A 12891-nucleotide genomic window follows, 5' to 3' on the forward strand; every position below is an offset into this window, starting at 1 on the left:
GAGGCCGACCGCCCCTCTCGACAGACGACGACTGCGACAAAACTCATTCTCCCAGCGCCTTTTCCTCGCGGCACACGGCCGTCATGCAGGTTCCGGTCTATCTTGACTAAGGAAACCTGACTGAACGGGTAAGTGTTCATCTACCAGGAAAGGCGACCTGTCGATGCAAAGCATTGTTCTTCTTCTGTGGCTTGCCTTGTGTACCGAACAGGATGTGCGCCAGCGCCAGCTCCCGGATCTATTGACGCTGGGTGTGGCCGTAGGGGCTCTGCTATGGCTGTTCGCAACCGGCCACACTTGGCTTGGCGCCGACCCTAGCTCGGCAGGCTGGGGGCTGGCCATCGTCATGCTCCTCACCTTGCCCGGCTACATGCTGGGCCACTTCGGCGCCGATGACGTCAAACTGATGGGCGCGCTGGCATTGGCTACCGGCACCGATCATGTGCTCGGCACCTTTATCGGGGCCGGGATCGCGTTGTTGATCTGGCTGACTACCCGTAGGCGCTTATGGACGCTGCTCAACCCCAAGGTGAAAAAACGCCTGCAGGCCCTGACCGAAGCCATGGGCGACAAGCAGGCATTCGTCCCCTATGTGCTGGCTGGCTACCTTCTGACAGCTGTATGGATCCAATGAAGAAACCAGCGGTCCCTAATCTTGTACACACCTTGTACAACTACGAGAGGTACGGCTACTTTTAATCTGCCAGAGCGTCTAGCCCGGGAGCAGGGCCGTATATTCACAGGGAGTTGATCGTGTCCAAACCTGTAAGTGAAATGAAAGTGCTGGTAGTCGATGATCAGTCGGTCATCGTCGAACAGCTGTGCGAGTTCCTGCAAGCCAAGGGATACAGTTGCGTATCGGCACTCTCCACGGATGAGGCGGTAAAACACTATAAGGCCGACCCAGCCATCGGTCTGATCATCTGCGACCTTCACATGCCCGGACGCGATGGCATCGAACTGATGCGGGCTCTAAAGCAGATCGACGGCAATCAGCGCATGTTCGAGGCGATCATGTTGACCGGCCGTGCCGAAAAGCAGGACGTCATTCGGGCGCTGCGCGAAGGCTTTGCGGACTACTACCAGAAACCGATGGACCTTGACGAGCTGCTCGAAGGGGTACGCCGCCAGGAGCAGGTGCTGCAGGAACGTCAGCGCGGTTTCCACGACCTCAGTGGGCTCAATCAGCGCCTGCAGGATCTGGCAGAGTCCGTCGACGAATTGTATCAGGACTTGGAAAAAGCCCGCGGGCAGGGGGCTCACCGGCGCGCCGGCGACACGGAGGAAGCCGAGGCCGAGCTGCCCTCGGTGTTCGAAAAGCTCTCGCCCCGTCAATTGGAGGTGGCGCGGCTAGTGGGCAAGGGCAAGACCAATTATCAGATCGCCTGTGAATTGGGTATCACCGAAAACACAGTGAAACTGTACGTGTCCCAGGTGTTGCGCCTGACCCATATGCACAACCGCACGCAACTGGCATTGGCTCTGACACCAGGCTCCTCCCCGGTGAATCAACGCTTCACGGCGCACTGACAGGTGCCGGTGCCAAGGCACCGGCACACCGCCGTACTACTCGTTGACCTGAAACACGACCCGCGCGGTCTCACCGCTTTCGTCCAGCGCACTCAATTCGGCCTGCCCTGCCTGCGGCAGGCGCACCAGCAGGCTGTCCTGCCCCTTGGTTTCCCCCAGCGGTTGCCCATTGAGGAACCACCAACGCCGCCCACCACCGCCCAGCGCCGACACTGGCACTTGCAGCGGCTCACCACTGGTGGCGGGGCGACGCAGATGGTCACCAGAACGAATACCGACGATGGCCAGCGGCGGGGCACTGACCGGACCTTGCGGTGGGCATGTGAGGTCCATGGCCGGTAGACGGGCAGCCCGCCGTTCAGCTCGAGGCAACCAGGGTTCCAGGGGGGCGGGCCACAGGGCTACCTCGCGCGCCTGGGCGCCTGGGCAAGAGCTGTCGACGCGCAAACCGCGGTCGTTGACCCAGATGTGTTCGCGCAAACCCAGGCCCAACGGCTGATCGGCCGCCTGCAACGTAGGGGGAACGGTGCCGTCCAGGGTCCAGGCAAAGCGCTGGCGCCTGCAGTTGTCGTCCTGGCGGCTCATAGCTTGCCCCAAAGGCCAACAGATCGCCGCCACCCCGACATTGGCAGGCGTTCGCTGCACCGGGGCTTCGAACCCGCGCTGGCTGTCCCGGTTGCTGAGCAGGTCGTGCACTTGCAGCATCAACGGGGCGGCCGAGGCCAGACCGAACTGCCCGGCCACAGGGGTGCCGTCCGGCCGGCCAATCCATACCCCGATCAGGTAGCGAGGGCCGACGCCAATCGACCAGGCATCTCGAAAGCCGTAGCTGGTGCCGGTTTTCCAGGCCAGTTGGGGGCGACGTACCAGTTCGGCATGCCGATCGCGGTCGGGCCGAGCCTGGCCACCAAGGATGCGCCGAATGATCCACGCCGCACCCGGCGACAAGAGCCGGTGCTCCACCAAGGGTGCTTGGGGCTGCAACCGCACCTGGGCGCTTTTACCCTCCCGGGCCAAGGCCGCATAGCCGCCTACCAGGTCTTCCAGGCGGCTACCGGCACCGCCCAGGATCAGCGAAAGATTCGGCTCGGCCAGCGGCGGTAGCGTCAGCGGCAAGCCGCCCATGCGCAGCTGCGCGGCGAAGCGTTTCGGGCCATAGGCCTCGAGCAACTGCACGGCGGGCAAGTTGAGCGACAGGGCCAATGCCGAACTGGCCGACACCGGCCCGCTGAAGCCGCTGGAAAAATTGCCCGGACGGTAGTCACCGTAGCGGCGTGGCACGTCCTGCAACAGCGACTCGGAATGAATGAGCCCGTCATCCATCGCCAGGCCATACAGAAACGGCTTGAGCGTGGAGCCAGGCGAGCGCAACGCCCGCACCATGTCCACGTGCCCGAAGCGCCGGGCGTCCGTGAGGTCGATCGAGCCCAAGTAAGCGCGTACAGCCATGGTCTGCGCATCGACCACCAGGATTGCGGCAGACGTGCGCTCCGGCAGGCGCGCTCGCCATCCCAGCAGCAAGTCTTCCAGCCGGCGCTGTAACCCGGCGTCCACGGTGGTACGGATCAACGGCGGGCTACCAGGGGTGTTCAGACGGCGGGCCAGCAATGGTGCCAATGCCGGCTCCTGGCGCGGTGCCAGCACCAGCGGTTCTTCAGCTGCTTCACGCAGGCGCTGCTCGGGCCACACTCGATACTGCGCCAACCGTTGCAGCACCTTGTTGCGCGCGCGTTCGGCGCGCTCGGGGTGGCGGTCGGGACGCAGGCGGCTGGGCGCTTGCGGCAGCACCGCCAGCAGGGCTGCCTCCGACGGCGTCAGGTGCAAGGGCGACTTGCCCAGATAAGCCCAGCTGGCAGCGGCAACACCTTGCAAGGTGCCGCCGAACGGCGCGCGGTCCAGGTAGATTTGCAGAATGTCCCGCTTGGACAGGTGCCATTCCAGCTGCAGCGTGCGCCACAGCTGCCGCAACTTGCCCGCCACGGTGCGATCATGGGGATCGAGCAGGCGCGCTACCTGCATCGACAACGTGCTGCCGCCTGACACCACGCGGCCGCCCCGCGCGTTCAACCACGCCGCCCTGACCAAAGCCATCGGGTTCACGCCCAGGTGATGGTAGAACCAGCGGTCCTCGTACGTCAGCAACGCTTGCAGGTATAGAGGCGACACCTGCTCGGGGCTGACTGGATAGCGCCACACCCCGTCGGCATCGGCGAATCGCCACAACGGCGTGCCATCTTCGGCCAGCACGACCCGGGCCAGGTCGTCGGAAGGCATGGGCAAAGGCCAGATCCGGTCGGCCAGCCACAGCAGCCCCATCAAGGCCACCGCGCCAATCACCAGGGCACGCACTGCCTTGCCGGTTCGCGATCGCCGCCAACGGGCTAAGCTTGGCATCGGGAACCGACCTGCCCCGACAAGGGCCAAAGCACTGAAAACGGCAAGAACGCCGCCATGTTGATCAGGAAGCAACTATGCATGTAGAAGGTTTTTTCGAATGGCTGGGGCAAGCACTGGGATCGCTGATCCGCATCGTCGTCGACGCGCTGAGCGGGTTGTTCAACCTGTTGGCCAATGCGGGCGGCAACTTCGTCGATGGCCTGTCGCGCACCTTGGGCATGGACACCTCGCTGGTCAGCATCCTGGCCCTGATCGTGGGCCTGATGTTGCTGTTTTCGGCGATCCGCGCCTTCATGCGTGCCTCGATCATCCTCGGCATCATCTGGCTGGTATTGGGCCTGTGGGTAATGAGCTGGGTGATTCATTGAGTGGCCGTGCGACGAACAGGTGAAAGCCCTGATCGCCGCACAAGGCTTGCCCCTAGCGAGGCTTGACCGTCATTTCACCCTGCCCTTCCCCCACGGCCTGCAGGTTGGGGCGGTACATCGACTCGACCTGCGGTGGCGGTACCCGGTAGGTACCTGGGGTCACCGCTCGCGCCAGGTACAGCAGGTGAGTGGTTGCGTAGCTGTCCAGCTTGAGCGCTGCGACGTAACGGTCGTCGCGGTACTCCTGGTGAACCACGTTGGCATTTTGCATCGATTCGCGCCATTGCTTCACTGCGCCGCTGGCGTTATCCAGGCTGGCTGCACTTTGCGCAAGGTTCTGGTTTTCAAGCTCCAGGCCCGCTGGCAAGAGATCGACCACCAGCGCATCGGGAACGCGCTCATCGGCCTTGAGGGCAAGATGCACCAGCACCAGATCGCCGCTGCGCAGGTTCGCCAGGTCCAGCGGCTGGCCCTTCATGCCCAAGTACTCGCGGCGGATCTGCATGCCATTGCTACTGGCAGGCGGCGCCTGGCGGGGGTAACCCGACAGGGTCAGTTGCTGGTAGACGGTCTGGCTGCCTTGGTTCTGCACCGTCAGCGGCGATGCCAGCAGGGGCCCTTCCAGCTTCATGCCGGCTTCGGCGTTATTGAAATCACGCAGCTCACCGGCGCTGTCCAGGCGGGCCTGCCACTTGGCTTCAGGCGTACCCAGCAGGCCACGTCCGGCCAGGAACAAGGCGTTGCGCTCTTGGGTGGACAGCCAGCGATTGGCCGCCACTTCGTCGGACAGGGCGAAGAGCCGCTGGTCCACCTGGCCACTGGCAAGTTTGTTTTCCTGCAGCAGTGCCAGGATCAACGCTTGGTCACGCAGGGGGCTGCCGTAGTCTGCCATCCAGTGCTTGCCGCGGCTGACGGCGAGCCCTGCCTGCAGGGCCTGGTCGGCACGAGGTTTGTCACCCATCTTGTCCAGCGCCACGGCCAGTTGCACCAACGGCAAACCGGAACGCGCATCGGCGCGGCGCTCGAACAACCCGCGTAGCGCGCCCAAGGGCGCCTGCTGACTGCGCGACAGCACCAGCGCGGCGTAAGCCTGCACGGCGAACCGGGTGTGATCGGCGTCCTCGCTGTAGTCCACCTCGATCAGGTTGCGCTCCTGCAGGTAGCGCAACAACCGCTCGCTGGCTTTCTTCAGCGCCTCGGCGGGTACCCCGTAGCCTTGATCGCGGGCACGCAGAAGGAAGTCGGTGACATAGGCCGTCAGCCAGTATTCCTCTTCGCTGTCGGCACTCCACAAGCCAAAGCTGCCGTTGTAGCGCTGCATACCCAGCAGGTGCTCGATGCCCATCTCGATCTTGCGCTTGCGCACTGTGGCCGGTTCACCCTCGATGCCGAGCCGTTTTAGGGTATCGGCGTCCGCATACAACGATGGGTACAGCCCGCTGGTGGTCTGCTCGAGGCACCCATACGGGTAAGCCTTCAGCGCGCGGATCTGTTCGGCGAGGTTGAGCGGGGGGCGACTCGACAGGGCCAGCGTGCCCTCGAGGCCGGCAGGCTCGAAAGCAGCAAGGTCCGCCTCGGGCAACGTCCAGGGCTGATCCTTCAAGGCCACGCGGAAATGCTTGAGCATGGCGGGATAGGCCGGACGCACGCCCAGTGTCCATTCGCGCTCGAACGTGGTCTGCGCCTCGCCGGCCAACTGCAGGCCGGTCACCTGCACATGCACCTTGCCCTGCCCCAGGCCACCTTGGGCCTGCACCGGAATCATCAGGGTGGACCGCTGGCCTTCGGCCAACGCCACAGACTGCATGGCATTGCCGGTCAGGCTCACTTGCCCTTCGGTGGTCACTTGCACGGTCAGCTGTTGGGCAGCTCCCGACAAGTTGGCCAGGTCCAGCGCCAAACGCGTCTGATCGCCGCCTGCCAGGAACCGCGGGGCCGAGAGTTCGGCAATCAGCGGTGCGGCCACCACGGTCTTGCCCTCTGCCATGCCAAAGTGATCCTCGGTCCAGGCCTGGGCCATGAGCCTCAACTCACCGTTGAAATCAGGGATATCGACCGTGGCTTGCCCTTCCCCCTTCTCGTTCAGGGTCACCGGCAGGCTCTGCTGGGCCACGATGGTGACGATGGTATTAGGGCGCTTGCCCCCCTTGGCCATCGCCGCGTCACCACCGAATGCCAGGCTGGCCAGACGCCCTTGCCCGGCTTCGATCAGTTGCCCGTAGATGTCGAGCTGATCGGCACCGTAGGCCTTGCGACCAAACAGGCTTGCAAAGGGATCCGGGGTCTTGAAGTCGGTGATATTGAGGATGCCGACGTCCACCGCCGACACCAGCACACGCACCTGTGCAGGCACGCTGCCGTCGGCGTTTGCCGCCTTGATTTTCACCGTCAGTGGCTGCTTGGGACGCATTTTTTCCGGTGCCTGCAACGTCACCGCCAGCTTGCGCTCGGCACGGTCGAGCGGCAGGTGCAACAGGCCTACCGCACGCTTGGGCGTGGCATTGGCCTTGCGTTCACCTGGGCGCACCACCAAGGTGCTGAGGTAAAGGTCGTGGCGTGCCCAGGCTTTGTCCAGCGGGATATCGAAGGTCTTTCCTTCTGCAGGCACCTGGATTTCCTGCCACCACAACGGGCCGTCGCTGGACTCGATCATCAAGTAACCACTGCCGGCGGCTGGTGGCGTAACCGTGACCTTGGCCGTTGCACCGTCGGCGTAGGAGGGCTTGTCCAAGGCCAGCTTGACCTGGTCGGGGCGTACCGCTCCGCCCTCGGCATTGTCCTGGGCGCGGTAGCCTGCCCAGAAGCGCTGACTGGACACCAGGCCGGTCTGCGGGTCTTCGACCTCAACGCGATAGGGGCCCCACTCGACCGGGAAGCTCAGCTTGGCCGTGGCGTCGGCCTTGACGCTTACCGTCTCTTCCACCTGGGTCAGGAATTTTTCGTTGTAGGCGTAGCTCCAGCCATCACCTTGCGAATAATTCCAGTAGTAATCCCGTCGCTCGCGGATCAGCCTGACCTTCAGGTCGTCGGCGGCCAGTTTCTTGCCCTCGCGGTTAGCGACCAGAAACTCGAATTCCACCGGGCCTTCACTGTCGGCTTCATCACCGTCGAACAGCCCGCGCAGGCCTGGGAGGCGTTCGGCCGGCCAAACAGGTTGCTCAAGGCGACGGGTGATGGGCCTGCCACCGGACTCCTGCAGGCTCGCCTGCACGGTCAGTTGCAACGGCGAACGCGCCTCTGCCCAGCGGCTGGAAATATCCAGGACCGCCTTGCCTGCCTGGTCGAGGGTGACTTCATCAAGCTCCAAGTCCTGCTCCAGTTCGCCTTCGGTAACCGAGCCGAACTGGTAGCCCGGCAGTGCAGGTACCGCTTCACGCAGCGGGCGCACATAGGCCTGGCCACTCAGGCGATTGCCAGCGGCCGGCGCACCGTATAGATAGCGGCCAGTCACCTCGATGCGCGCGTCCTGATCAGGGGCCAGGGGCTTGCTGCTGCCTTTGAGTTCGAGGGCCAGCCGCTCAGGCAGGAAGTCCTCGACCAGGAACTCGTAGACCTGCTTGCGTCCGCCGCCCAGGTCGAGCAGCAGTTGCCAACGGCCGGTCGGCGCCTCGGTGGCCAGTTGCAACTGGTACTGGAACAGGCCGTTATCGTCTGCTTCCCAGACGAACTTGCGGCTGACTTGTTCATCCGGCCGGCGTACTTCGACGTTCACCGGTTGCGCCTTGACGGGCTTGCCGTCCTGGTCGCGCAGCAAGCCGTTCAACAGCACCGTTTCGCCTGGGCGATACAGGTCGCGCGGGCCGAAGATGAAGAGTTGCAGCGGATTGGCCTGGGGACCGGTGATGTCGAATTCCGCCAGGTCCAGCGCCGCAGTATTGAGCCGCAACAAGGTCGTGTGCACGCCTTGGGTGGCGATGAGGGTATCGGCCTTCGTTGTGATCGGCAGTTCAGCATGGCCTTTGCCATCGGTGCTGGCTTGGGCCAGCAGCTTGCCTTTCTTGTCGTGGAGCTCGATGTTGACGCCATCCATCGCCTTGCCCCCCTCCAGGGCCTGGGCGAACACATCGATGCGATCGCGGTAGCGGTGGGCCGACACGCCAATGTCGCTCAGGGTGAACAGGGTAGCTGGCTGGGAGTAATCGTAGGTACCCGAGGCGCGCATTACGGCCAGGTACACACCGGGCTCCTGCAGCGGCTTGATGCCGGCAATGGGCAACAGCACGGTTTCACGCGTGTTGCGTGCAGGGTTGAGGTCGAAGCGGCCGCTGTAGACCAGCTCGGCCATGCTCAGCGTGTCCTTGGACTGGTAGTACTCCAGGCTGCTGCTGCGCCCCCAGTTGGCCATGAACGAGGAGACCATGTCCGGTTTGACGCGAAAGAACTCCACATCCACCTTGTCCACGTTCAATGCGATGACCGGCAGTCCCTCTGCCAGCCGCGTCGGCAACAGCGAGCCCCGGCTGGCGAAGCCAACGGTGGGTTGCAGGTCGCGTGTCTCAAGGCGAGTGATCGACTCTTCCTGCAAGGCCTTGCCATTGACAGCCAGCAGGCCTTTGTCCACGGTCAGCACCAGCTTGCGCTGCGGTTCCAGGTGACGCAGGCGCAGCTCCATCTGGCTGTCGGACAGCTCCCAGGCACCGTCCAGCTTGCCCTTGACCGTGTCCACCAGGTGAACCCTGTTGGCGAAATCCTGGTCGGCATCCAGCGGCGCCGAGAAACTGACCGACAGCGTGGCCGCGCCATCGAGCTGTACTTCCGACACATCCAGTACCGTCAGCTCACGACCCTCGTAGCGCTTGGCAAGCACGGCGGGGTCTTCGCGCTGCGCTGTCTTGGCGGTAGCGCTGGCGGTTGGCTTCTGGGCAGGGGCCGAGGCGTCGGGCGTTGAGGCGTCACAGGCGCTGAGCAAGGCCAGCGCGCAGGCCAGCAACAATCCTTTGTTGAACATGGAGTAGACACTCGAAGGCAGGGTGTAGATGAAGGCAGCAACTATAGCGCAAGGCCGAGTGCTGCACCCAGCGTTGTGCGCCAGATGAGACCTTGATCGCACACAATGGTTGCGTGGCCGTTACACTGTCGCCCTTGGCTTGCATTGCCGCCTGGCGCGCGTCCGTTCGAGCGTTTGCAGCCCCCGTTTTCGCTGGAATGAACATGCCCCGATTCTTCGCCGACTGGCACCACCGCCCCACCCACTTCAAGGTGTGGGGGCTGGCCGCGCCCATGATCCTGTCCAATGTCTCGGTGCCACTGGTTGCGCTGGTCGACAGCACCGTCATTGGCCACCTGCCCCATGCCCATCAACTCGGCGCAGTGGCCGTGGGCGCTACGCTGTTTACCTTCATGGTCGGCTTGATGGGCTTCTTGCGCATGGGCTCGACAGGCTTCGCCGCCCAGGCCGCCGGCCGAGGGGATGGCGCCGCCCTGCGCCAGGTGTTGGTTCAGGGCCTGATGCTGGCAGTGGGCTTCGCATGGCTCATCGGCCTGCTGGCCATGCCCTTCAGCCAGTTGGCACTGCACGCCATGCAGCCCAGTGCGGCCCTGGGGCAGGCTACGCAAACCTTTTTCCACACCCGGTTGCTGGGCCTGCCGGCGGCACTGGCCAGCTACGCCTTGGTCGGGTGGTTTCTGGGGACACAGAATGCCCGGGCGCCGTTGGCGATCCTGCTGACCACCAACCTGCTCAATATCGTGCTGAACCTGTGGTTCGTGCTCGGCCTGGATTGGGGCGTCCTGGGCTCGGCACGCGCGTCGGTGATTGCCGAATGGTGCGCGGCCCTGCTGGGCCTGGCGCTTACCCGTCCGGCCCTGCGCGCCTATCCGGGCCACATCGCCTGGGCAGCACTCAGACGCTGGCAGGCCTGGCGCCCGCTGTTGGCGGTGAACCGCGACATCTTTTTGCGCAGCCTTGCCTTGCAGTTGGTCTTTCTACTAATCGCCGTACAGGGCGCACGCCTGGGCGAGGCCACGGTGGCGGCCAATGCACTGCTGCTCAACGGCCTGCTGCTTACGGCCTATGCCCTCGATGGCCTGGCGCACGCGGTCGAGGCGCTGTGCGGTCACGCCATTGGCGCTCGGGACCGCGACACGTTACGCCGTGCGCTGGTGGTGGCCGGTGGATGGTCGCTGATTGCGAGTTCGGTCTTTGCCGGTCTGTTTTGGGTGGGAGGACACCTGTTCATCGATCTGCAAACCGATATCGACAGTGTCAGGGCGGCGGCTTACCCGTACCTGCCCTATCTGGCGTGCCTGCCGTTGATCGCCGTGTGGAGCTATTTGCTCGATGGGCTGTTCATCGGGGCCACACGTGCTCGGGAAATGCGCAACGCCATGCTGGCATCGCTCGCGATTGCATTGCCGCTGGCCTTTGCCCTGAGCGGGCTGGGCAACCATGGCCTGTGGTTGGCGTTTCTCGTCTTCATGGGCGTGCGCGCCCTGACGTTGGCTTGGGTGGCGGGGCGCCTGCAAAGCAACGACGCCTGGGTGGCGTGAGATCAGTGGCGTGGACCCGTGAGCATTCGAAGCCAGTGTTCACTGCCGCCACGCCGCGAAGGCGTGACGGCAATGAGGCCTCACGGGCTGACGCTGCTCAGGACGAGAGGTAGGACGAACGGGTCAAGCCCAGGCGCAGCGCATCCAGGTACTGGGTACGCTCGCGCGCGGTGATCTTGGCGCTGGCCACCTTGTCGCGGTAGTGAGTCATCAGCTCCTCGGGGGACAGGTGCACGTAGCGCAGCATGTCCTCGATGGTGTCGTGGGTCTCGATACCGGCGTGGTACACGCTGCCATCGGCATTCTGGTAGATGTTGACCGAGTCGGTGTCACCGAACAGGTTGTGCATGTCGCCCAGAATCTCCTGGTAGGCACCGACCAGGAACACGCCCAGCAGGTAGTCCTCGCCCTCGTTCAGGGCGTGCACCGGCATGCTGGTCTCGATGCTCTGCTCATCGACATACTGGTTGATCTTGCCGTCGGAGTCGCACGTCAGGTCTTGCAGCACGGCGCGCCGCAGGGGCTCTTCGTCCAGGCGGTGCAGCGGGATGATCGGCAGCACCTGACCGATGGCCCAGGTGTCCGGCAGGCTCTGGAACACCGAGAAGTTGCAGATGTACTTGTCCGCCAACTTGTCGTTCAGCTCGTCGAGTACCTGACGGTGCGAGCGCTGGCGAGCCTTCAGCGAGTTGTAAAGACGACGGCACACAGCGTAGTAGCACTGCTCGGCCAGGGCTTTCTCGGCCAGGCTGATCTTGCCGTCAGCATACTGGGCGGCTACATCGCCCATGTAGTGGGTGGCGCGCCAGTAGGTTTCGGTCACCATCTCGATGTCGGTGGGCCCCAGCAGATCGGCCAGCCACTGCACGGTTTCGGGCAGCGCGTCCTTGTTCTCGATGGTCGGCACCTGGTCATTGTGTCGCTCCACGTCAGTGACCTGGATGACCAGCATGGCATGGTGAGCCGTCAGCGAACGGCCGCTCTCCGAGAAGATGTGCGGGTGCGGCAAGCCCTGCGCGTCGCAGAACTCTTTGAGCATGCCTACCACCACGCCGGCATAGTCATCCATGTCATAGTTGATCGAGCTGGCGTTGCGCGAGTGAGTGCCGTCGTAGTCCACACCCAGGCCGCCGCCCACATCGATGTGGTCCACCGGCAGGCCCAGGGCGCGCAATTCGCCGTAATAGCGGATGGCTTCCTTGAAGCCGTGCTGGTAGTCCGCCAGGTTGGCGATCTGCGAGCCCATGTGGAAGTGCAGCAGGCGGATACCCTGATCAAGGCCGGCATCGCGGAAACGCTGCACCACGGAAATCAGCTGCGCGGCAGAAAGCCCGAACTTGGACTTCTCGCCCCCGGTGTCAGCCCACTTGCTCGATGCCAGCGACGACAGGCGCACGCGCAGGCCCACCTGCGGCTTGACCTTGAGGTCGGCCGCTTCCTCGATGACCAAGGCCACTTCGGACTCTTTCTCGATGACGATGAAGACGTTGTGGCCCAGCTTCTGTCCCATCAGCGCCAGGCGGATGAACTCGCGGTCCTTGTAACCGTTGCAGACGATGGTACCGCCCTTGGGCGCCAAGGCCAGCACCGCCAGCAATTCGGGTTTGGAGCCGGCTTCCAGCCCGATGGACACGTTCTGGGTGGCGATGATGTTCTCGACCACCGCCTCCTGCTGGTTGACCTTGATCGGGTACAGGGCGGTGTACTGGCTCTGGTATTCCAGGCGCGCGATGTTGGCGTCGAAGGCGCCGGTCAGCTGGCGTACGCGGTCCTGCAGAATGTCGGGGAAGCGCACCAGCAAAGGCAGCGACAGGCCGCTCTGGCGCAGCTGGTCAACCTGCTCGTACAGGTCGATCGGCGAGCTGTCCGGGCCGTTGGGGCGCACTTCGACGCGCCCGGCTTCATTGATGGCGAAATACCCAGCGCCCCAATGGCGGATGCCATAAACACTGCGGCTGTCGGCCACGGTCCATTGGCTACCATCGTCTTTGCGTGTGCGTCGTACGGACATTCAAGTCCCCTATAAATTGAGTCAAGACACTGCCGGTCAAACCGGGGAAGCAGTGTAGAAGCCAAAAATGACGGTTCGCCCGTGCTCTGGGGTAGA

General features: G+C 63.8%; 7 protein-coding genes. 4 read left to right on the forward strand and 3 right to left on the reverse strand.

The genetic code is table 11. The features are described from left to right. Nucleotides 1-163 precede the first annotated feature (163 nt). On the forward strand, nt 164-634 hold the full coding sequence (locus tag PFU01S_RS13215; RefSeq protein ID WP_023535174.1) for an A24 family peptidase: 471 nt from the start codon (nt 164-166) through the stop codon (nt 632-634). A 140-nt stretch (nt 635-774) separates the two neighbouring features. Then, on the forward strand, nt 775-1530 hold the full coding sequence (locus PFU01S_RS13220; RefSeq protein ID WP_080992809.1) for a response regulator transcription factor: 756 nt from the start codon (nt 775-777) through the stop codon (nt 1528-1530). Between the two features lie 36 nt (nt 1531-1566). Here the strand turns inward: PFU01S_RS13220 and pbpC are convergent, their stop codons facing one another. Continuing rightward, nucleotides 1567-3924 carry a peptidoglycan glycosyltransferase PbpC gene (gene pbpC, locus PFU01S_RS13225; RefSeq protein ID WP_028687891.1) on the reverse strand — a complete coding sequence of 786 codons (2358 nt, stop codon included), beginning with the start codon at nt 3922-3924 and terminating at the stop codon, nt 1567-1569. Nucleotides 3925-4001: 77 nt separating this feature from the next. On the opposite strand from pbpC, the gene PFU01S_RS13230 reads away from it, so the two are divergent. Beyond that, nucleotides 4002-4295, forward strand: coding sequence for a hypothetical protein (locus PFU01S_RS13230; protein WP_023535173.1), 294 nt, complete (start codon nt 4002-4004; stop codon nt 4293-4295). Nucleotides 4296-4347: 52 nt separating this feature from the next. Here the strand turns inward: PFU01S_RS13230 and PFU01S_RS13235 are convergent, their stop codons facing one another. Further along, nucleotides 4348-9243, reverse strand: coding sequence for an alpha-2-macroglobulin family protein (locus PFU01S_RS13235; protein ID WP_028687890.1), 4896 nt, complete (start codon nt 9241-9243; stop codon nt 4348-4350). Nucleotides 9244-9446: 203 nt separating this feature from the next. Between PFU01S_RS13235 and PFU01S_RS13240 the strand changes: the two genes are divergently transcribed. Next, nucleotides 9447-10784, forward strand: coding sequence for an MATE family efflux transporter (locus PFU01S_RS13240; protein WP_028687889.1), 1338 nt, complete (start codon nt 9447-9449; stop codon nt 10782-10784). A 97-nt stretch (nt 10785-10881) separates the two neighbouring features. Here the strand turns inward: PFU01S_RS13240 and speA are convergent, their stop codons facing one another. After that, nucleotides 10882-12795 carry an arginine decarboxylase gene (gene speA, locus PFU01S_RS13245; RefSeq protein WP_023535169.1) on the reverse strand — a complete coding sequence of 638 codons (1914 nt, stop codon included), beginning with the start codon at nt 12793-12795 and terminating at the stop codon, nt 10882-10884. Nucleotides 12796-12891: the final 96 nt, after the last annotated feature.

Source organism: Pseudomonas fulva NBRC 16637 = DSM 17717, from assembly GCF_000730565.1.
Classification (GTDB): domain Bacteria; phylum Pseudomonadota; class Gammaproteobacteria; order Pseudomonadales; family Pseudomonadaceae; genus Aquipseudomonas; species Aquipseudomonas fulva.